The 20,812-nt window shown below is 58.8% G+C and carries 15 protein-coding genes; 2 read left to right on the top strand and 13 right to left on the bottom strand.

All coding sequences use genetic code 11. The features are described from left to right. Window positions 1–45 precede the first annotated feature (45 nt). The 9 genes from ACTG27_RS06610 to ACTG27_RS06570 form a co-directional block, all read right to left on the bottom strand. On the bottom strand, window positions 46–1,332 hold the full coding sequence (locus ACTG27_RS06610) for an outer membrane protein transport protein (RefSeq protein WP_123173014.1): 1,287 nt from the start codon (window positions 1,330–1,332) through the stop codon (window positions 46–48). A gap of 402 nt (window positions 1,333–1,734) precedes the next feature. Beyond that, window positions 1,735–2,514 (bottom strand): DUF3379 domain-containing protein, encoded by a 780-nt coding sequence (locus ACTG27_RS06605; protein WP_439979343.1) that lies wholly within the window; start codon window positions 2,512–2,514, stop codon window positions 1,735–1,737. Beyond that, window positions 2,507–3,106 (bottom strand): sigma-70 family RNA polymerase sigma factor, encoded by a 600-nt coding sequence (locus ACTG27_RS06600; protein WP_439979342.1) that lies wholly within the window; start codon window positions 3,104–3,106, stop codon window positions 2,507–2,509. The genes ACTG27_RS06605 and ACTG27_RS06600 overlap by 8 nt, the downstream gene beginning before the upstream one ends. 13 nt (window positions 3,107–3,119) lie before the next feature. After that, complete coding sequence (locus ACTG27_RS06595) at window positions 3,120–4,631, bottom strand: hypothetical protein (RefSeq protein ID WP_236317054.1); 1,512 nt, start codon at window positions 4,629–4,631, stop codon at window positions 3,120–3,122. A 20-nt stretch (window positions 4,632–4,651) separates the two neighbouring features. After that, window positions 4,652–6,103, bottom strand: coding sequence for a VWA domain-containing protein (locus ACTG27_RS06590; RefSeq protein ID WP_439979341.1), 1,452 nt, complete (start codon window positions 6,101–6,103; stop codon window positions 4,652–4,654). Then, complete coding sequence (locus ACTG27_RS06585) at window positions 6,094–7,086, bottom strand: VWA domain-containing protein (RefSeq protein ID WP_110303079.1); 993 nt, start codon at window positions 7,084–7,086, stop codon at window positions 6,094–6,096. The genes ACTG27_RS06590 and ACTG27_RS06585 overlap by 10 nt, the downstream gene beginning before the upstream one ends. After that, a complete protein-coding gene (locus tag ACTG27_RS06580; RefSeq protein WP_439979340.1) occupies window positions 7,083–7,622 on the bottom strand; it encodes a DUF4381 domain-containing protein in 540 nt (179 codons plus the stop codon). The genes ACTG27_RS06585 and ACTG27_RS06580 overlap by 4 nt, the downstream gene beginning before the upstream one ends. Beyond that, entirely contained in the window at window positions 7,607–8,509 is a 903-nt protein-coding gene (locus tag ACTG27_RS06575; protein ID WP_439979339.1) for a DUF58 domain-containing protein, read from the bottom strand. The genes ACTG27_RS06580 and ACTG27_RS06575 overlap by 16 nt, the downstream gene beginning before the upstream one ends. After that, a complete protein-coding gene (locus ACTG27_RS06570) occupies window positions 8,500–9,450 on the bottom strand; it encodes an AAA family ATPase (protein WP_064341237.1) in 951 nt (316 codons plus the stop codon). The genes ACTG27_RS06575 and ACTG27_RS06570 overlap by 10 nt, the downstream gene beginning before the upstream one ends. Window positions 9,451–9,632: 182 nt before the next feature. On the opposite strand from ACTG27_RS06570, the gene fadI reads away from it, so the two are divergent. Then, window positions 9,633–10,943 carry an acetyl-CoA C-acyltransferase FadI gene (fadI, locus tag ACTG27_RS06565; protein WP_236317058.1) on the top strand — a complete coding sequence of 437 codons (1,311 nt, stop codon included), beginning with the start codon at window positions 9,633–9,635 and terminating at the stop codon, window positions 10,941–10,943. After that, window positions 10,943–13,090, top strand: coding sequence for a fatty acid oxidation complex subunit alpha FadJ (gene fadJ / locus ACTG27_RS06560; protein WP_031227596.1), 2,148 nt, complete (start codon window positions 10,943–10,945; stop codon window positions 13,088–13,090). The genes fadI and fadJ overlap by 1 nt, the downstream gene beginning before the upstream one ends. Before the next feature lie 168 nt (window positions 13,091–13,258). On the opposite strand, the gene ACTG27_RS06555 is transcribed toward fadJ, so the two are convergent. From ACTG27_RS06555 to ACTG27_RS06540, 4 genes are all read right to left on the bottom strand, one after another. Further along, window positions 13,259–14,779, bottom strand: a complete 1,521-nt coding sequence (locus ACTG27_RS06555) for a SpoVR family protein (protein ID WP_201913877.1) — start codon at window positions 14,777–14,779, stop codon at window positions 13,259–13,261. A gap of 9 nt (window positions 14,780–14,788) precedes the next feature. Continuing rightward, complete coding sequence (locus ACTG27_RS06550) at window positions 14,789–16,060, bottom strand: YeaH/YhbH family protein (RefSeq protein ID WP_021230168.1); 1,272 nt, start codon at window positions 16,058–16,060, stop codon at window positions 14,789–14,791. 23 nt (window positions 16,061–16,083) lie between these two features. After that, window positions 16,084–18,006, bottom strand: a complete 1,923-nt coding sequence (locus ACTG27_RS06545; protein WP_005333223.1) for a PrkA family serine protein kinase — start codon at window positions 18,004–18,006, stop codon at window positions 16,084–16,086. A 591-nt stretch (window positions 18,007–18,597) separates the two neighbouring features. Next, window positions 18,598–20,514: a RecQ family ATP-dependent DNA helicase gene (locus ACTG27_RS06540; RefSeq protein ID WP_236267410.1), complete on the bottom strand. Its 1,917-nt coding sequence runs from the start codon at window positions 20,512–20,514 to the stop codon at window positions 18,598–18,600. Window positions 20,515–20,812 lie beyond the last annotated feature (298 nt).

Genomic DNA, 20,812 nt, shown 5'->3' with positions numbered 1-20,812 from the left:
ATAAAAAAAGAGCGCCTGGCGGCGCTCTTTCCATTCTATCAATAATCAGAACTTCATGTTGAACTGGGCAGAAGCCAGGAAGGCGTTGCCGTGGGAAGTTCCTTTCCAACGCAGGCTGTCGGAGTGGCTACGCAGACCTTCGTTGACGTCAACTTCTTTACCGTCCAGATAAGCCATACCAAAGTCAACGCTCATATCGGTGTTGATATGGTAGGTGGCACCGGCGCTGTACCAGATACGGTCTGAGTCGGGAATGCTCAGGCTGCGGTAGTCAGCTTCGATCGGGGTGTTGTCATAGGCAAAGCCCATGCGAGCTTCCCAGGCCGGGTTGATATACCAGGTACCGCCGATTGAGTAACGAGTAGAGTCTTTAAACTTCTCATCTTTTTGCAGACATACGCCGCCAGCACATTGGCTGCTGGTTGCTTTCAGCTCCTGGAAGGCGCTCCAGTCAGTCCAGTTTACAGAGTAATGAACAGCAAACTGCGGGCTCAGGCGATGGTAACCGGCGAACTCGGCTTGTGCAGGCAGATCCAGTTTCAGATTGCCATCAACAGTGCGGTTCCCTGAAGTGAGCCCCTGGAAGTCACCATCAAAGCTCATATCGACCTGTGAACGGTAGGTCAGAGCAAAGCGATGGTTCTCATTGACTTCGTACAGAGTGCCAACGTTCCAGCCAAAGCCCCAGGTGTCGCCTTTCAGGTGAGCCAGGCGAGTATCTGTTGCCAGCGGGCCACCCTGGCTAGGTGGGTTCAGCGGACCCAGCAGACCAGCATAGCGGTTGAGTTCGGCGGCACCGTAAACGGCGTTGATACCGGCACCGACACTGAAGTGTTCGTTGATACGATAGGCAATGTTCGGGTTGATATTGAAGGTCATCAACTCGGTATCACCAGCACCGGCACCAGCCGGGAAGGTTTTGGAGTATTCGGTGGAGAGACCGTAGTTGGAGAAGATGCCAATACCCCAAGCCCACTGGTCATTCAGCGGCTGAATAAAGTAGGAGGCGGGAACGAAGGCTGCCGGAGCAATGCCACTTTCGCTGGCTGGAGCCATTTTGTTAGCGCCAGCGTAAACAGCACCATCCACATCCACATCCGGTTTGATGTAGGTGCCAGAGACAGAAACTGCCATCTTGTCGAAGGTGGTCATGGCGGCCGGGTTACGGGCCAGAACGGAGGCGTTGTCGGCAATAGCGGCTTCACCGGCATAGGCGCGACCCAGACCGGAGGCCGAGTGCTCGTTCAACTGGAATGCCGCGGCATGGACTTGACCGGTGGCCAGCGCGATGGTGGCGGCAATCAGGCTCTTTTTGAAAATTGTTGTCGTCATGGTGTTCTCTCTTGTAGGCAGATTTTTTTGCCGATATTGGCTGCACGTTCAATGCAAACCTCGACAAAATCCGTTTTTATTTCAGCTTCTTCCCAATCAATTCTGGCGTGATTCTATGGATCTGGTAGGAGGTAAGAAATCAGACCAGTGACAGCAGAATACATAAAAGTGATCGATGTGTTAATCATTTGTTTTAACTTGCTGTTTAATTCATCATTTTGAGGGTGTAAAGGTGGATTATTGACCTGGATTGCCGATCTCCGTCACAAAAATAATTTTGTCAATTTTTCGAAATCTTGAGGCAAATGAGTGACAAAGGGGAGTAATCAGGGGGGTAACAGGCAGCGGCTCGTGACCGCCGCCTGCTATTGAGGATGGATCTGAGGTTGTTAACCGGCGATGTTAAATGTCCCACTGCAGACGTGACTGCAGGGCGTTGGCAACGGGGGCTAGTGGCTCTTTCATCTCGCCAATCAGTACCATATTGGCGCCTTTGAGCTGGACTATCTCCCCTTTGAGGGTGCCATCTTCAAAGGTGGCCTGTTGCAGGGTTAATGGAACATGTTTGGGCACTAAAAAGAGAGTGACTGGCCCCATCTTTCCCTGGATTACCATGTGCAAGGCTGGTCCCTGATAAAACGAGCAGTGATTGACATAGGTCACCTTGAGCCCATCCATCCCGCTCAAGGTGGCGCCATACTTCTCCATCTTGGCATTGATGTTATGCAGATTGACCTGCTCATCGACACCTTCAATAAAGGGTTCTTCGCCATAGACATGAGCCATCGCCACCTGTGCGAGGGAGAGAGCCGCAGGAGCCGTTTCTGGCAGCGTGATCCAGCGGGTGCTCATTCCCAGCAGGAAGGCGACCGATGCAGCCAGGGCGATCTGGCGCCAGGATGTCGATGTCCGGAGCTTGACTGGCGCCGTGCCAAGGGGGTGGGATGGCGGCATCTCATCTGGCGCGTCACTGTCTTGCAGCATGGCTTGCCTGAGCAGGATCCGCTCGGCCAGTCCGGCGGGAACCTCTACCTGCATGGCGCGCTTGAGGCTTCTGTCGAACTGCTTCATCTCGTCGAGGTAGTTCCGATTGGCCTGGCTTGCTTCAGCGGTTTTGAGAAAGTCCGGTTGTTGATCGTTGGGCTGGATCATGGCGTTGCGGCGAAATTCGAGTTCATCCATGTCCGTGTCCTCTTGCTTGGTTCTTCTGCTCCATCGCCTCCTTGAGCTGGTTGCGGGCGCGAAACAGTCGGGTCATGACGGTGTTCTTGTTGAGGCCGAGCATCTCGGCAATCTCCTCACCACTGAATCCTCCCACGACTTGCAGCAGCAGTGGCTCCTGATACTCCTCGGGCAACCGGGCGATGTGACGGTGCAACCACTCGTTCTCCATCTCCTGTTCGCTGTGCAGCGCATCGTGCTGGGGTTGAGGGTGATCGTCGAGATCAATCAGCTCCAGCTGTTTGCGTTCAAAGCGGCGGGCGTTTTCCCGTCTGAGGATGGTGATCAGCCACCCTTTGGCCGCCTTGTCATCCTGCAGGGTGTCGATAGCCTTCCAGGCACGCAGGAAGGTCTCTTGCACCAGATCTTCCGCTACGTTGGGATCCCGGGTCAGCCAGTAGGCATACCGGTAGAGATCGCCGTGCAGCGCATGAACCAGTGCTTCAAATTTGGTTTGTTTGTCAGCCATGGGATCAGAGACCGGCGAAGTGGCCGGATCATTTCCACCAATATGCTGCTGAGCACGTTTTTTTCTAAAAAACAGCAGTGCCATTGGGCAATCCTTGTCAGGGGGCGTGGCGGCGGGAGCGGGAACTCCCGTGTGCCAGCAGGTAAATCAGGTACGCAATACCGGCGGTTTCATCGGCCCTGAGGGTACGCGCCAGAGCGCGCCACTCGATGGGCGGGCCAGAAGAGGGCCGTGCAAAACAGGCTCGCTCGAGTGCGGCTAGCGCGTTGCCGAGCCGATTATGCCCAGCGTCGGGCAACTGGCCTAATTGATAATAGGAGACCTGCCAGCGCAAGGTCGCCCACTTGATCAGCGCCTTGCGACTGGCATCCGGCTGGTGTTGGGCAAGGGCACGTTGCAGTTGATAGAAGGCGCGCCAGCGGGGCCAGTTGCGCCATAGCGCACGCAGCGTTATGGCCAGCACGACCCACCAAAGGCTCTCTCGCAGTGCCACCTGCGATGTCTGCTGATCAGGTTGCCGATTTGTTGTTGTCTGAAACGTCAGCGTGATGGCGGGCAGGCTGGCCTGCTCAATCCGGCCGCTTTGGGTATTAAACCAGGGCAGATCAATGGGGGGGAGCTGATAGTCGCCGCTCTGATCCGCGACCAGAGTCTGGCGCCACTGTCGCTCAAACAACAGCTTGCCATCACGGTAACGCTCCTGCTGTTGCTCGCCATCGGGATGTGCCTGTATGCCGCTTGGCAGTTGATGGGCCATCAGGGGGGCAAGCTGTATCTGGCCGCTGTCACCATTTTCCATGGTCAGGGTGAGGATCCGGATCAGCGGTTCACCCACTTCCCCCTTGGAGGCCGGTTCAAGCCGTTGACTCAGGGTCAGCCGGGTGGCCACCGGCGTGGCGGGTGCCTTGTCGACCCTCACCTCTAGCGGTGCCGCACGGGCCGAGAGTTTTTGCGCTTTTCCCCCTTGCTGCGTGAGCTGCCCCTGCAAGCGGGGCGAGTCGAGGTACCAGAGTCCCGGCGCTTTTGCCTGAATAAGCCAGCTGCGGGTGAGCCTGCCGGGCAGACCTGCCTGAACGGGGGCGATCCACTCGTCGCTACCGAGGCGACGGATAGTGAAGTTAGCAGAGCTGAGCTCGCTCAGGGCCGGGTTTTGCATACTGGTGGGCAGCCAAAGGGTCAGGCGGTAGGTCACCGGCTGGCCGGGATAGAGCGGGCCCTGATGATCAAGGCTGGCCTGCATCTCGAGGGGCGAGGGGGCTGCGGGTTGCGGCAGCGCCGCTGTTTTCACCTCTCTCAATGGCAGGGTGAGCGAGGGAGTGAACTCATTTCCCAGCTTGAGCGGGGCAATCACCACCTTTGTATTAGCGGGTGAGTCGCTCTGGTGCAGCGGGATCTGCCAGCGAGTCAGTTGTTGTACAGGGGTGGTGACCCGGCTCATGGTCACTCTGCCCACTGCAAACTGGCGCAGTAGGGGGGAGATCTCCAGCTCGTTGCTCTGGCGCTCGCCATCCGCTTCGATGATCAGCAGCCAATCGCTGGGGGCGGCCCCCGGCAGCAGCTCTGCCCGAGGGGGCAAAGCCCAGCAAAGTGGACTCGCGAGTGCGACCAACAGCCCCCATCCTGCCCGCGTCACCAGGGCTCCTCCACTTTGATCAGGTCCCGGCGCAGCGCCTCTTTGCGCAGCCGCTGTTCCAGCAGCAATACGGGTGGCGAGGGAGGCAGGGGCATTGCCGTCGCCTGCTGAGCAGCCGATGGTTCGGGTTGCTTGCTGTTGCTGGTATCGGGAGCAGCCGCCGCTGCGCCCTGTAACAGAGAGAGGTTATAGAGCGCATCTTCATGGCCTGGTTCAAGTGCCAGAGCGGCCAGATAGGCCTCTTTGGCGGCCGCAAACTCCCCCAGTTGCAGCAGGGCATTGCCGCGGTTGTAGTGGGCGGTGGCGCTCGTCGCTTCCTGATAGGCTGCGATGGCTTGCCGGTAGGCTCCGGCCCGATACCAGGCGTTGCCGCGCCAGACTGGATCGTTGAAGGTATGGGCAGCCCGCTGAAAATCCCCTTCTTGATAAGCCTGCATCGCTTGCAGATCTCCCTTCTCTGCGGCTTGCAGATCTTGCGGCGCAAGCAGCTGAGCTCCCACCATCAGCGCTATCATCAACCGGGCGCCGACTCTGGCCAGCAAGGCCAGTGGTAACAAGGGGATCAGCAACCAGGGGCCAAGATCCAGTGGTGCCGGGGTGAGGGCCGAGGTCGTGGTGGGGAGGGGGGCAAAGCGGGGGACGTCGTTGCCAAGCCACTGCAGCTCACCGCCGAGGCGATTGGCCATGGCGGCAATGGCCTGACTATCGGGGGCGGGCAACTGCGCGGGAATGCGGGTGGCAAACCCCAACTCATTGGCCGGAATGGCGGGCATGGGGGCCGGTTGACCGCTGCTGGCAAGCAGAATATCGAGGCGTGCCGACTGGGTGTCGCGGCAAAGAAGGCGTTGCTGGCAGGGCCACAGGGCGGCGATTTGGGTCATCTGATTCCGGGTGAGGTCGTCGGTGATCAGCAGCAGACGCGCTTGTTCTCCAGGGGCCAGCTGCTTCATGGCAAGTTCCACCGCCCGTGCCGGGTTGCTGCCCTGCAACGGCATGATATCGGGGCGCAAGTCGGGCAGTAGCAGCGAAAGGGCCTGATGATCCCGGGTTGGCGGCATGGCGAGGTAAGCATCGCCTGCGTAGAGGATCAGCGCAATGCGCTCGCCCTTGGCGCGGCTCAGCAGCTGCTGCAACTGCCATCTGACCCGGGTCGCCCGATCCGGTTTGAGGTCGGTGGCGGTCATCGAACGTGACAAGTCCAGCAGCCAGATATCGAGCGGTGCCGCAGGCTGCTGTTGCAGCTCACCGCGCAGTGCTGGACCACTCAGGGCCATAATCACGGGCAGGGTTGCCAGCCAGAGCCAGGGGCGCTGAGGACGAGATGCTGGCAGCAGATAAGCCTGCATAGCAGGTGCGAGCAGCAGGGGCTGGCGACGACGGCGCCACCCTTGCCAGAGCCAGGGGATGAGTGCGATCAGCCACAGGGGGCGGAGCAAGATCAACTCCATCTGCGTGCGCCTCGTGCCAGCCAGTTACGCACCGTGCGAAACTCCAGTCTGCCGTGCCCTGACGGCAGAAGCAGCAAGCCACAAAGCAGTGCCAACGGCCAGGGATAGAGCTCGATCACCGGCTGGTACTGGGCAACGGGCATGGGGGCCGGTTCAAGGGCATTGAGAGTCGTGTTGATGGCATCGAGATCGCTTTGGGTGCGTGCCCGAAAGTAACGCCCCTGGCCTGTCTGTGCCAGCTCTTTCAGGAGCGGCTCGTCCAGTTCGCTGCTGGGATCGGCCTGACCGCTGCCCGCCTCATCGTAGGGTTGGATAAAGGTATCGGGATCGGCCCCGACCCCCAGCGTGTAGATCCTTATTCCCTGAGCTGCGGCGAGTTTGGCCTCCTGCAGCGGGTCGGCATTGCCTGCGGTATTGCGGCCATCAGTGACCAGCAGCAGGGCGGTGGGGCGATCAGGATCCCCATGCTGACGTGCCAGCTGGATCGCCTCGCCAAGGGCGGTGGTTCGGCCGACCAGATCAAAATCGAGCTCGTCGCTCAAGGTCAACAGTGCCGGGAGCTCCTGGGTGAGGGGAGAGAGCAGATAGGCGTGATCGGCAAAGACGATGAGGCCCACCCTGTCACCGGCCCGTTTGGCGATCAGCGCCTTGATCTGCTGGCGCACCGCCGTCAGCCGCGCTTGCTGCTCGCCGTTGTCGAGCATATCCGGGGTGCGCATGCTGTCTGACAGATCCACCGCCAGCAGCAGATCCCGACTCCCCTCATATTGGATAACTGGTTCCCCCCACCACTGGGGGCGGCAGAGGGCGAGGATAAGGGTGCACCAGAGCAGCATGGCGCGCCAGAGCGGCAATCCGGCCTGAGGACGCAGCAGCGCAAACCCGGGGTGAGCCAGATAGCCATGACGCAGGGGCGGCAAGCCGAAGCGCACCAGCAAGGGCAGCACCAGCGCCAGCGCAAACCAGGGCCAGGCCAGGATCATGGATGCCTCCGCGCGGTTTTACGCCTCGAGCGGGGGGCGAGCTGGAAGAAGAGGGTTTGACCCCAACGGCGATAATGTTGCCGAAGCTGTTCGCTCTGCTCGCTGCTCGGCTTCTGACTGCCATAGAGCCAACTGCTCCAGTGAGACGAGAACTGGCTAAAATCGCTGCCACCGTGACGATCAACGAAGGCGAGCCACGCCTCTCCCTGAAGCTGGCGCGCCTCGGGCCAGCGTTGCAATGCTTCATGACGTAGGGCCTCCTGTATGCGTGCCACCAGCAGTGCCGGATCTCCCTCCAGCTGACGACACCAGTGGCGGTAACGTATCACCCTCTTGGCAATCAGGACGATCAGCAGCAGCAATAACGCTGTGATCAATAGCCACAATAGCGCCAGCACTCTGGGGTCAAGACTCTGTTCAATCAGATCCGGCCCCGGGTGGATGTCTCGCATCAGGGCAGCCAGCGGTGGAGTGATGGCGTCGGAGGCTGGACTGGCGCTGTCGAGTTCGGCGGGGGAGATCATCCCTGATGACATAGTCCCTCCTGCCACTGCTGTTGCAGCGTCTGGTTGTTATCGAGCAGATAGAGGCGCTGCACCAATGGCAACAGCAACTGCTTGCCGTAGGCCAGCTGCTGCTCGGCAGCTTGCTGGTAGCGGCGGGAGAAACCGGCATGGCCCCCATCCAGCCAGCCCTGATAGTGCTGCCCTGGCCGATCAATGGCCACCGGCAGTTGGCCATCAGAGGGAAGGGCTGCCTCGAGGGGATCGCGGATCTGCCAATAGTGAATATCGTGGCGCAGGGAGAGTTGTTGCAGTTGCTGACAGAGCGCCGACTCGCAGGGTCTGTGATCGGTAATGATCGTCAGCTTGGCTCCGTGAGGCAGCTTCACGCCGGACAAGGTGTCGGCCAGCGAGTGAGAAAGCGCCCGGCGGGCCAGCCCTTGCTGATAGTGATGGCAGAGGGATTCGAGCAGGGGCAGCACGCTGCCGCGCTGGCTCTGGTGATGGGGGGTAAGCCCGTGGCAGATCAGGGTGTTGTGCTGCTTCTCCCCTTGCCAGATCAAGGCTGCCGCCAGCTCGCAGGCGAGGCGCGCTTTGAGCTGCAGTGTGGAGCCGAAATACATGGCGGGAGAGAGATCGAGCAGCAGCCAGTGCGCCTGATCCAGCTCCTCGCTATAGAGGCGGGTAAAGGGACGACCGAGGCGTGCGGTCACTCGCCAGTCGATATGGCGTACCTCGTCACCAGCCTGATAGGCGCGCAGCTCCCGAAACGTGAGTCCGGGAGATCGGCCCGGTTTGCCGCGTTCGCTGCTGCTTCTGCCTGCGTGAGGTGGCTTCCTGGCCTTGGCCCATAGCCGGATATTGAGCAGCCGTGGCAGCGACAGGGCGATATCGGGATGGAGCTCCGGCGCTAGGGACATGGCACCTGATCCAGCAGTTGGGCGATCAGGATATCGTTATCCAGATTGTCGGCCAGTGCCTGATAGCTGGGAATAAGGCGGTGGCGCAGCACCGGATAGGCTTGCAGCTGGATATCTTCCGGCAGCACATAATCTCGTCCGGCAAGCCAGGCTCGGGCGCGGGCGGAGCGAGCCAGCCCAAGTGTGGCGCGGGGGCTTGCCCCCACGGCAATCAATGGCTCAAGGGCAGGGCAAAGACCGCTGCCCGGGCGAGTGGCGCAGACCAGCTCCACCAGATAGTGCTCCAGTCTGCTTTGCATGGTTACCGCCAGCACTTCGCTGCGGGCACGCTGCAAGCTGGTCTGACTCAGGGTCACTGGTGCCGCGCCAAGCTGTTCGCCGCTGGCGTTGAGCTGCAAGATGGCGAGCTCCATGGTGGGGCTCGGGTAATCCACCATCAACTTGAGCAGAAAGCGGTCGAGCTGCGCCTCCGGCAGGGGATAGGTTCCCTCCTGCTCGATAGGATTCTGGGTGGCGGCGACCATAAAGAGAGGTGGCAGCCGCCAGCTCTTTTTGCCCACGGTGATCTGGTGTTCGGCCATGGCTTCCAGCAGCGCTGATTGTACCTTGGCTGGCGCCCGGTTGATCTCGTCTGCCAGCACCAGATGGTTGAAGAGGGGGCCTGGCTGGAAAACAAAACTGGCATCCTGCGGGTGAAACACCTCGCTGCCGGTGAGATCGGCGGGAAGCAGATCGGGGGTAAACTGGATACGGGCAAAGCGCCCTTCGACGGCGCCAGCGAGCGCCTTGACGGCGCGGGTTTTGGCAAGGCCGGGAGCCCCTTCGATTAACACATGTCCTTCACATAACAGGGCAATCAGGAGCCCTTCTATTAGCTCCTCCTGCCCCAGGATCTGACTGCCAAGATAGTCCCTAAGTGCTCTGAACTCGGCCGCTGCCATGCGATAAACCCGTTGTTTTTATGGAAGTTGATCTTTTTATACTCCAGTTGCTCCCCAAGGGCGAGCAAAGGGGGCTTGCCGTGCTTAATTTAGTTTCAATCAGCTGTATGAAACTTGTGATTGGATTGTTAAGATGTGGCGCAATGAGGTCAGACCTCTGCCTTTTAAACCAAGGAGCCAGGATGAAACAGCCATTGAAACTGACGACTCGCCAGGGCGAACGGATTGCCGTCGTGGCGGGGCTGCGTACCCCCTTTGCCAAGCAGGCCACCGCCTTTCATGGCGTGCCTGCAGTCGATCTCGGCAAACTGGTGGTGAGCGAGATGCTTGCCCGTACCGATCTCGATCCCAAGCTTATCGACCAGCTGGTGTTTGGTCAGGTGGTTCAGATGCCGGAAGCCCCCAACATTGCCCGCGAGATCGTGCTCGGTACCGGCATGAGCGTCAATACCGATGCCTATAGCGTCTCCCGCGCCTGCGCCACCAGTTTTCAGGCGGTGGCCAACGTCACCGAATCCATCATGGCGGGCACTGTGGATATCGCCATCGCTGGCGGTGCTGACTCCTCCTCCGTGCTGCCTATCGGGGTGAGCAAGAAGCTGGCTCGCGCCTTAGTGGATCTCAACAAGGCGCGCAATCTGCAGCAGCGCTTCAATATTTTGCGCCAGTTGCGAGTCAAGGATCTGCTGCCGGTGCCGCCCGCTGTGGCGGAATACTCTACTGGCCTCTCCATGGGGCAGACCGCCGAGCAGATGGCCAAGAGCCACCAGATCAGCCGCGAGGCGCAAGATGCGCTGGCTCACCGCTCCCACACTCTGGCCGCGCAGGCTTGGGCTGATGGCAAGCTCAGCGGTGAGGTGTTTACCGCCCATGTGCCGCCCTACAAGTCGCCGCTCGAGCGGGACAACAATATCCGTGAAAGCTCGGATCTCGCGAGCTACGCCAAGCTCAAGCCGGTGTTTGACCGAGTCCATGGCACAGTCACTGCTGCCAATGCCACCCCGCTCACTGACGGCGCCGCTGCCGTGCTGTTGATGCGCGAAGGGCGGGCGAAAGAGCTGGGCCTCGAACCGCTTGGGTTTATCCGTAGTTTCGCTTTCTCGGCCATCGATGTGTGGCAAGACATGCTGATGGGGCCCTCCTATGCCACGCCGCTGGCGCTGGATAGAGCCGGTATCACGCTCAGCGATCTGACCCTGATCGACATGCACGAAGCTTTTGCCGCCCAGACCCTGGCCAACCTCAAGATGTTTGCCAGCGCCGAGTTTGCCCGTGACAAGTTGGGCCGTGATCAGGCTATCGGTGAAGTGGACATGGACAAGTTCAACGTCCTCGGTGGTTCGCTGGCCTATGGCCACCCCTTTGCCGCGACCGGTGCGCGGATGATCACCCAGACCCTGCACGAGCTGCGTCGTCGCGGCGGGGGATTGGGGCTCAACACCGCCTGTGCGGCGGGTGGATTGGGCGTGGCTATGGTGTTGGAGGTTGAATGATGAGCGCTAAGACTTTTTCCCTGGATGTTCGCAAAGATGGTATCGGCATCCTCACCATGGATGTGCCGGGCGAGAGCATGAATACCCTCAAGGCTGCTTTTGTGGAGGAGATCCGCACCGTGCTGGCCGAGGTGAAACGCAACAAGGATTTGATCGGTCTGGTGATCACCTCCGGCAAGAAGGACTCCTTCATCGCCGGTGCCGATATCACCATGCTGGCCGCTTGCACCAGCGCCAAGGATGCGGAAACCCTGTCACGAGAAGGGCAGGAGATCTTTGCCGAGATCGAGGGGCTGACCATTCCGGTGATCGCCGCCATTCACGGCCCCTGCCTCGGTGGCGGGCTGGAGCTGGCGCTGGCCTGTCATGGGCGGGTGGTGACCGATCATGGCAAATCTGTGCTGGGATTGCCGGAAGTGCAGCTCGGTCTACTGCCGGGCTCTGGCGGTACTCAGCGTCTGCCGCGCCTTATCGGGGTGGCCAAGGCGCTGGATCTGATGCTGACCGGCAAGCAGGTGCGGGCCAAACAAGCCAAAAAACTGGGGCTGGTGGACGATGTGGTGCCGCCGTCAATCTTGCTGGATGCTGCCATCAAGCTCGCCAAGAAGGGCAAACCGCGCCATCAGTTGAAACGGGATCTGCAGGGCAAGGTGCTGGAGACCAACAAACTGGGTCGCAAGGTGCTGTTCGATCAGGCCAGCAAGGGGGTGAAAGCCAAGACCCGTGGCAACTACCCGGCGCCGGAGCGGATCCTGGATGTTGTGCGCATCGGCGTGGAGGAGGGGATGAAGGCCGGTCTGGCCGCCGAATCCCGCCACTTTGGCGAGCTGGTGATGACGGCTGAGTCTGCCGCTCTGCGTTCCATCTTCTTTGCCACCACCGAGATGAAGAAAGAGGTCACCTATCAGGGGGCCGAGCCGCGCAAGGTGGGCCACGCGGCCGTGCTGGGCGGTGGTCTGATGGGGGGCGGCATCGCGTTCGTCACCGCTACCAAGGCGGGCGTGCCGGTGCGGATCAAGGATGTGGCAAGCGCCGGGATCGGCAATGCCATGCGCTACAGCTATGACATTCTGGCCAAGAAGCTCAAGCGCCGTCACATCTTGCGCAGCGAATTGGAAAAGCAGATGAGCCTGTTGACCGGTACCCTCGACTACTCCGGTTTTCACCGGGTCGACATAGTGGTGGAGGCGGTGTTTGAAGATCTCGCGCTCAAACACCAGATGGTGAAAGACGTGGAGCGTGAGTGCGGTGAACACACAGTGTTTGCCTCCAACACCTCCTCCTTGCCCATCAACCAGATTGCGGCAGAGGCGGCGCATCCGGAGCGGGTCGTGGGGCTACACTACTTCAGCCCGGTGGACAAGATGCCGCTGGCGGAGATCATCCCCCACGCTGGCACCAGTGCCGAGACGGTCGCCACCACCCTGGCTTTTGCCCGCGCCCAGGGCAAAACGCCCATCGTGGTGAAGGACGAAGCCGGTTTCTACGTCAACCGCATCCTTGCCCCCTACATGAATGAAGCGGCAAGACTGGTGCTGGAAGGGGAGCCGGTGGAGGTGCTGGATAGCGCGCTGCTGGACTTTGGTTTCCCGGTTGGCCCCATCACCTTGTTGGACGAGGTGGGGATCGATGTAGGGGCCAAGATCTCCCCCATTCTCGAAAAAGAGCTGGGCGGCGAGCAGTTCCAGGCGCCCAAGGCGTTCGACAAACTGCTGCAAAATGATCGCAAGGGACGCAAGAATGGCAAGGGCTTCTACCTCTATGGCAAGGCGGCACCGCGTAACAAGCTGACCGGCAAAGAGGGCAAGAAGACGGTGGACGAGAGCGTCTATGGCGTGCTCGGTATCAAGCCGTCTGCCAAGCTGGCTCGTCAGGAAATCGCCGAGCGCTGCGTGTTGCTGATGCTCAACGAAGCGGCCATGGCGTTGGATAGCGGTGTGGTGGCGTCGGCCCGTGATGGCGATATCGGCGCCATCTTCGGCATCGGTTTCCCGCCTTTCCTTGGCGGCCCGTTCCGTTATATGGACACGCTCGGGATCGATCATCTGGTTGGCCGTCTGGAGTATTACCAGAAGCGCCACGGCGACCGGTTCGCCCCCTGTGCCCGTCTCAAGGCGATGGCCGCAGAGCAGCAGACCTTCTACTGATAACCGCTGCAGATTGACCGCAAGGCAAAGAGGCCCGCACCCCATGCGGGCCTCTTTCTATATTGTGGTTTGTTCGGGTTATTCAGGTGGTGCTGCGATGATGCAGGCAGAGGCGAAGGCCGAAAAAATGGCCCACCGAAGTGGGCCGTAGAGATATCTGATCACGGGTCAGATCCCAGGTTTGCGCTCCGGGCAGCGGCCGATGATATCTGCAGGTAGATCGCCATTATCCTGTTCCAGCACAACGTCGAATCCCCACAGTTGATGGAGGTGTTTGAGCACCTCATGGCGAGAGTCGCCAAGGGGGATTCGGTTGTGGGGCACATAGCGCAGGGTAAGGGAGCGATCCCCTTTTACTGCCACGTTGTAGACCTGAATATTGGGCTCCAGATTGCTGAGGTTGTATTGGGCCGACAGGGTATTGCGCACCTGACGGTACCCCTCGTCATTGTGGATAGCGGAGACCTTCAGATAGTTCTTCAGATCGTCATCATCAATGGCGAACAGCTTCATATCCCGCATCACTTTGGGACTGAGGAACTGGCTGATAAAGCTCTCATCCTTGAAGTTCTGCATGGCAAAGTGGAGGGTTTCGACCCAGTTGCTGCCGGCATAGTCAGGGAACCAGTATCTATCTTCCTCGGTCGGGTTCTCGCAGATGCGGCGCAGGTCGGTAAACATGGCAAACCCCAGCGCATAAGGGTTGATCCCCGAGTAGTAGCGATTGTTGTAAGCCGGTTGATAGACCACATTGGTGTGGCTGTGCAGCACCTCCATCATGAAGCGATCGCTCAGCTTGCCCTCGTCATAGAGGTGATTGAGGATGGTGTAGTGCCAGAAGGTGGCCCACCCCTCGTTCATCACCTGAGTCTGCTTTTGCGGATAGAAATATTGGCTGATTTTGCGCACGATGCGTACCACTTCACGCTGCCAGGGCTCCAGCAAGGGGGCATTCTTCTCGATGAAGTAGAGAATGTTCTCCTGGGGCTCGGCGGGGTAGCGCCTGTCCTCCACACCGGCAGCTTTATGCTGCTTGGGTAGGGTACGCCACAGCTCGTTGACCTGAGTCTGCAGATAATCTTCCCGTGCCTTCTGACGCCGTTTCTCCTCGGCCATCGAGATCTTCTGGGGACGCTTGTAGCGATCTACCCCGAAGTTCATCAGGGCATGGCAGGAGTCGAGCAGCTGTTCCACCGCCTCGATGCCATGCTTCTCTTCGCACTGGGTGATGTAGTTCTTGGCGAACAGCAGGTAGTCAATGATAGAGGAGGCATCGGTCCAGGCCTTGAACAGGTAGTTGTTCTTGAAGAAGGAGTTGTGACCGTAGCAGGCGTGTGCCATCACCAGCGCCTGCATCGGCATGGTGTTCTCCTCCATCAGGTAGGCGATGCAGGGATCGGAGTTGATGACGATCTCATAGGCCAGCCCCATCTGGCCGCGCTTGTAGTTGCGCTCGGTATGGATAAAGCGCTTGCCGAACGACCAGTGTTGATAGCCGATGGGCATGCCAACGCTGGAGTAGGCATCCATCATCTGTTCGGCGGTGATCACCTCGATCTGGTTGGGATAGGTATCCAGCTTGTAGAAACGGGCGACCCGGGCGATCTCCTGGTGATAGGTCTCCAGCAGATCGAAGTTCCAGTCTGGTCCGTCATCCAGTGGCGCTACACGTTTTTCTGTTTCGATCATGTGACCTCCTCACGCCGCTTGTTTCTTGAACAGCTCGCGGAACACCGGATAGATATCCTCGACCTTGCGAATGTGCTCCATCGCAAAGTGGGGGAACTGGCTGGCTACCGATTCATATTCGTGCCACAGGGTCTGGTGGGCACGGGTGGTGATCTCGATGTAGGAGTAGTACCTCACCCTTGGCATGATGTCCCGCGCCAAGATCTCCCTGCACTGCGGTGAGTCATCAGCCCAGTTGTCACCATCCGATGCCTGCGCCGCATAGATGTTCCACTGGTTGGCGGGGTAACGCTCGTTGATGATGTCATTCATCATCTTGAGGGCGCTGGAGACGATGGTGCCGCCAGTCTCCTGGGAGTAGAAGAACTCGTGCTCGTCCACCTCCTTGGCCTGGGTGTGGTGGCGGATGTAGACCACCTCGACGTTCTTGTAGGTCCGGCTCAGGAACAGATAGAGCAAGATATAGAAACGCTTGGCCATCTCCTTGGTGGCCTGATCCATGGAGCCAGATACGTCCATCAGACAGAACATCACCGCTTGGCTGGAGGGGACGGGCCGTTTGACGAAGTTGTTGAATTTGAGATCGAAGGTGTCGATAAACGGCACCGCATCGATCCGCCGTTTCAGCTCCCTGATCTCCTTCTCGAGCAGGGCTATTTCGGCAAAGTGCTCGTTGGGATCGGTGGCCAGCAGAGCCAGCCGCTCTTCCAGTTCGTGCAGTTGGCGTTTCTTGCCCGCTTGCAGCGCCATGCGCCGCGCCAGCGAATTTTGCAGGGAACGCACCACGTTGATGTTGGCGGGCACCCCGTTTGAGGTGTAGCCAGCACGGTAGGTTTTGACTTCCATGAGCTGGTTGAGCTGGGTTTTCTGCAGCCTGGGCAGCTCCAGATCTTCAAACAGCAGATCGAGATACTCATCCTTGGAGATCTGGAACACGAAATCATCGGCTCCTTCTCCCTGATTGGATGCTTGTCCCTCGCCGGAACCCTGTCCACCGCCCCCTCCTTTGGGACGGTCAATCTTGTCGCCGGAGACGAACTGGTCATTGCCGGGATGCACCATCTCCCGTTTACCACCGTGCCCCTGATGAAAATGGGGCTCGCCGATATCCTTGGTCGGGATGCTGATGCTCTCGCCCTTGTCTACGTCCTGAATGCTGCGCTTGGAGACAGCATCCGAGACCGCTTGTTTTATCTGCTTCTTGTAGCGGCGGATGAAGCGCTGCCGATTGACAGCGCTTTTGTTTTTGCCGTTGAGCCTGCGGTCGATAAAATGCGCCATAACTCCCCCTTGAACAGTCAGGGTCAGGATGACTTGCGTACCCTGAGATACCATTCGGAGAGCAGTCGCACCTGTTTACGGGTGTAGCCTTTCTCCATCATCCGTTCGACAAAGTTATCGTGCTTCTTCTGCTCCTCGGCCGAGGTTTTGCTGTTGAAGGAGATAACCGGCAGCAGCTCTTCCGTGTTGGAGAACATCTTCTTCTCGATCACGGTGCGCAGCTTCTCGTAACTGGTCCAGTTGGGGTTACGGCCTGCATTGTTGGCCCGGGCACGCAGCACGAAGTTGACGATTTCGTTGCGGAAATCTTTCGGGTTGCTGATCCCGGCGGGTTTTTCAATTTTCTCCAGCTCGCTGTTGAGAGACGCTCTGTCAAACAACTGGCCGGTTTCGGGGTCACGGTACTCCTGATCCTGGATCCAGAAGTCGGCGTAGGTGACGTAGCGATCGAAGATGTTCTGACCGTACTCGGAGTAGGACTCGAGATAGGCGGTCTGGATCTCCTTGCCGATGAACTCCACATAGCGCGGGGTCAGATAGCCCTTGATGAACTCAAGGTAGCGATCGTGCAGCTCTTGCGGGAACTGTTCGCGCTCGATCTGCTGCTCCAGCACATAGAAGAGGTGCACCGGGTTGGCGGCCACTTCCGCGTGGTCGAAGTTGAAGACGCGGGAGAGGATCTTGAACGCAAAGCGGGTAGAGAGACCATTCATCCCCTCGTCCACACCGGCGTAGTCGCGATACTCCTGATAGCTCTTCGCCTTCGGATCGGTGTCCTTCAGACTTTCGCCATCATAGACCCGCATCTTGGAGTAGATGCTGGAGTTTTCCGGCTCTTTCAGCCGTGACAACACAGAGAACTGGCCCAGCAGCTCGAGGGTGCCCGGGGCGCATTTGGCCTCGGTCAATTCGCTGTTGATCAGCAGTTTCTCGTAGATCTTCACCTCTTCGGAGACGCGCAGGCAGTAAGGCACCTTGACGATGTAGACCCGGTCGAGGAAGGCCTCGTTGTTCTTGTTGTTGCGGAACTGCTGCCACTCGGATTCGTTGGAGTGGGCCAGCAGAATGCCGTCAAAGGGGAGGGCTGAGAGCCCTTCGGTACCGTTGTAGTTACCCTCCTGGGTTGCCGTCAGCAGCGGGTGCAGCACCTTGATGGGGGCCTTGAACATCTCCACAAACTCCATCACCCCCTGGTTCGCTTTACACAGCGCACCTGAGTAGGAGTAGGCATCGGCGTCATCCTGGGCGAAGTGCTCCAGCATGCGGATGTCGACCTTGCCGACCAGTGAGGAGATGTCCTGGTTGTTGTCATCACCGGGTTCAGTCTTGGCAATGGCGATTTGATCGAGGATGGAGGGGTTGACCTTCTCCACCTTGAACTTGGTGATGTCGCCGCCAAACTCGTGCAGGCGTTTGGCCACCCAGGGGGACATGATGGGACGCAGGTAACGGCGCGGGATGCCGTACTCTTTTTCCAGGATCTCCCCATCCTCTTCGATGTCGAACAGACAGAAGGGGTGATCGTTGACCGGTGAGCCCTTGATACGATAGATGGGCACCTTCTGCATCAGGGATTTGAGTTTCTCTGCCAGCGAGGATTTACCGCCGCCAACGGGGCCCAGCAGATAGAGGATCTGTTTCTTCTCCTCCAGCCCTTGGGCGGAGTGTTTGAGGTAGGAGACGATCTGTTCGATGGCCTCTTCCATCCCGTAGAAATCCTTGAAGGCGGGATAGCGTGCCACGACGCGGTTGGAGAAGAGTCGGCTCAGTCTGGGGTTGGCTGAGGTGTCTACCATCTCCGGCTCACCGATGGCGGTCAGCAGACGTTCGGCTGCGGAGGCGTAGCAGGCTTTATCCTGCTTACACATATCCAGGAACTCCTGGATGGTATATTCCTCTTCTCTCGCTTTTTCATATCGCTGTTGGTAATGCTCGAATATGCCCATAACTTTGCCCTCGTTATAGTCGCTTACCCTGAAAAAAGTGGATGACTGCTTTTGTGTTGTGCGCTTTTAAAGCCTAGTCAACAGACTCCAGTAATCCATCACGGTTGATAGGTTAAATTCTGAAGAAACCTGCCCGATCCTTGTGCGGGGAGGGTCAGTCAACAACACCGCTATGTTACTGACTGTTAAATTATTTTTGCCACGATAGTGAGGTAAATGTCAAAGACATAAAAAATAAATGTTTATGGGAAACAGGGAACTTATTGCGAAAAGATTAAGGGGTTTGACGAAAGGCAATGGGGCTGCGGGTTGGCGGGGTTATGGATGAGAATGTTATTACGTGAACGTCAACGTAAATCACTTTATTTGGAGTTTTGGCTCTAATTTTTACATTGACGCTACATTTTGAGTGCCCTAGATTGGCGATGTGTGAGCAGCAAGATGCTTTAGCAAGAGAGTTGACTGTTGCCTCACCAAGCTCTGTTTAAGCACGTTTCCGTTGGCTTGACCCTCGCAACCGCGAGGGTCTTCTTTTTCTACGTCTGTAAACGCTTGTTTCTGCTGGTGGCGATTGACGCCGCCAGCACTCATCTAGCAAGGGTAGGCTTGTTGCACTGCCGCCAGGACGCGGGCAAACGGGTGGGCGGCCAACTGGCCTGCGCCCGCCAGCGATTTGGCCTTGACCCGGCTGGTCAGCGGTGTGGCTATACCGCACAGGAAACGGGCCAAAACACGCGCATCCACGGAACCGGTCTTGGCAATCAGCGGATCGCACCAGGCGCGGATCCCCGCCTCGTTTGGCATGGTCAGTGAGGGCAGGGGCGGGAGATGCGCCACCTCGCCGCGACAAACCGAACAGTGGCCACAATGAACCGGCGCCACCTCATCGGCAAAATAGCGGGCGAGGCGGTGGCTCAGGCACTCACTTGAGGTGAAAAAGTCGAGCATGGCTTGCAGTCTTGCCAGCTCGCTCTGCTCTTTTTGCAGGAACAGGGCGTGCAGGGCTTTTGCTTCCTGCTCGTTGTCCCACCCCTGACGGGTGATCCGGTAGACCTCGGTCATCTGTTTGCTTTCAAGCTCGATCCAGCCTTGCTGCTGCAGGTAGTCGAGCGCCGCAACCGCCCGCTGTCGCTCTCCCTGATAGCCCTGCCAGAGGGCGTCAAAGTCCATGGTGCACCAGCTGCGGGCTTGCGGGGCGCAGGCGAACAGTTGCTCTAGAAACTGGCGACGATCCGGATTGAAGCGACTCACAATCTCGTCTTTATCCAGCACAAACTTGAAGCGATAGTCGGCGTAGTAGCTGTAGGCCGGGGTGATGATGCCTGCCATCTCCAGATAGACCAGCAAGGTTTTAAGGGGCAACTGGCGGATATTGGTGTCGTTGGAGAGACGCAGCAGGGTGAATTCCCACTCGCTCCCGCTCTGCTTGATGATGGCAAGGAGCTGGAGGATGGCACTCAAATCCGGCGTATCGCCGTAGACGAAGTTCTCCAGCACCGGCAGCTGGCTCTGGTTGGCCAGCACAATACAGCGCGATGGCTGGCCATCCCGTCCGGCGCGGCCAATTTCCTGGCTGTAGTTCTCGATGGATTTGGGCAGATCGTAGTGAATGACCCGCCGGATATCTGCTTTGTCGATCCCCATGCCAAAGGCGATGGTGGCGACGATGCAATCCACCTTGCCCGCCATGAAGTCGTGCTGGATCTGACTGCGCAGCGCCGAGTCGAGTCCGGCATGATAGGCGCGGGCGTTGATCCCTTCTCTAATGAGTTGCTCGGCGCAGGCTTCGGCGGTGTGTTGCAAGGTGACGTAGACGATGGTGGGGGCCCTTGGATCGTTGGCCAACTCCTGCGCGAGCCAGCTATCCCGCGCATCGGGCGACCGGGGAATGACTGCCAGATCAAGATTGGGGCGATAGAAACCGGTGACCACGACCCCCTCCGGCGCGATGCCGAATTTGGTCTGCATATCCTGAATCACCGCCGGCGTGGCGGTAGCGGTCAGCAGCAATACCTGCGGGATCTTCAGGTCATGGCGATAGCTCGGCAGCTTGAGGTAGTCGGGGCGAAAGTTGTGACCCCACTCCGAGATACAGTGCGCCTCATCAACCACCAGCAGTGATAGGGGCACTTGCTGGATAAAGCGGCGAAAACGCTCGTTCTTGAGCCGTTCTACCGAAATCATCAGGATCTTGAGTTGGCCATCCAGCGCCTGCTGCATCACTCGTCGGCTCTCCTCCGGGCTCTGGCTTGAGTCGAGGGTGGCGGCGCTTATTCCCTTGCTTTTGAGGAAGGTGAGCTGATCGTGCATCAGCGCCAGCAGCGGCGAGATCACCAGGGTCAGGTGAGGCAGGGCGAGGGCAGGCAGTTGATAACAGAGCGACTTGCCGGCGCCGGTGGGAAAGATGGCGGCGGCACTCTGACCTGCCAGTACCCGGCTGATCACCGCCTCCTGACCTGACCTGAGAGCGGAGAAACCAAAATATTGGTTGAGCAGGGATGGGATCATGGCAAGGCTCCGCGGCAAATGGGTGATGATAGCACAGCGACACGGTCACGGGTGGCACAGGAATGGTCGTGAGGGTAAGGGCAGAGAGTGTCGATAAAACGTACAAAAATGGGTGGTTGCGCTGTGGTTAAGGTTTTGTTGCGGTTTTTTGTGATGGAAACGGGATATTTTTTGGTGAGTCTCTGGAAAAAAAAGATGGCGAATGGGATATTCCGTCATGCAATCCGGTGACTGGCGGATCGGCCCGACAGAAGGCTGGCCACAGACACCACATCCGGGCGACAGGGGTCTCCCGATG

It is taken from the genome of Aeromonas sp. 97A, assembly GCF_051919185.1.
GTDB lineage: Bacteria > Pseudomonadota > Gammaproteobacteria > Enterobacterales > Aeromonadaceae > Aeromonas > Aeromonas veronii.
This window is presented reverse-complemented; position numbering and strand designations above follow the sequence as displayed.

Excerpts from the sequence above, each read along its gene's own strand:
- ACTG27_RS06575 (WP_439979339.1), bottom strand. The coding sequence starts at position 8,509 with ATGTCCCTAGCGCCGGAGCTCCATCCCGATATCGCCCTGTCGCTGCCA.
- fadI (WP_236317058.1), top strand. The coding sequence starts at position 9,633 with ATGAAACAGCCATTGAAACTGACGACTCGCCAGGGCGAACGGATTGCC.
- ACTG27_RS06610 (WP_123173014.1), bottom strand. The coding sequence starts at position 1,332 with ATGACGACAACAATTTTCAAAAAGAGCCTGATTGCCGCCACCATCGCG.
- ACTG27_RS06600 (WP_439979342.1), bottom strand. The coding sequence starts at position 3,106 with ATGGCACTGCTGTTTTTTAGAAAAAAACGTGCTCAGCAGCATATTGGT.
- ACTG27_RS06590 (WP_439979341.1), bottom strand. The coding sequence starts at position 6,103 with ATGGAGTTGATCTTGCTCCGCCCCCTGTGGCTGATCGCACTCATCCCC.
- ACTG27_RS06545 (WP_005333223.1), bottom strand. The coding sequence starts at position 18,006 with ATGGGCATATTCGAGCATTACCAACAGCGATATGAAAAAGCGAGAGAA.
- ACTG27_RS06555 (WP_201913877.1), bottom strand. The coding sequence starts at position 14,779 with ATGATCGAAACAGAAAAACGTGTAGCGCCACTGGATGACGGACCAGAC.
- ACTG27_RS06580 (WP_439979340.1), bottom strand. The coding sequence starts at position 7,622 with ATGTCATCAGGGATGATCTCCCCCGCCGAACTCGACAGCGCCAGTCCA.
- ACTG27_RS06585 (WP_110303079.1), bottom strand. The coding sequence starts at position 7,086 with ATGATCCTGGCCTGGCCCTGGTTTGCGCTGGCGCTGGTGCTGCCCTTG.
- ACTG27_RS06570 (WP_064341237.1), bottom strand. The coding sequence starts at position 9,450 with ATGGCAGCGGCCGAGTTCAGAGCACTTAGGGACTATCTTGGCAGTCAG.
- ACTG27_RS06540 (WP_236267410.1), bottom strand. The coding sequence starts at position 20,514 with ATGATCCCATCCCTGCTCAACCAATATTTTGGTTTCTCCGCTCTCAGG.
- ACTG27_RS06605 (WP_439979343.1), bottom strand. The coding sequence starts at position 2,514 with ATGGATGAACTCGAATTTCGCCGCAACGCCATGATCCAGCCCAACGAT.
- ACTG27_RS06550 (WP_021230168.1), bottom strand. The coding sequence starts at position 16,060 with ATGGCGCATTTTATCGACCGCAGGCTCAACGGCAAAAACAAAAGCGCT.
- fadJ (WP_031227596.1), top strand. The coding sequence starts at position 10,943 with ATGAGCGCTAAGACTTTTTCCCTGGATGTTCGCAAAGATGGTATCGGC.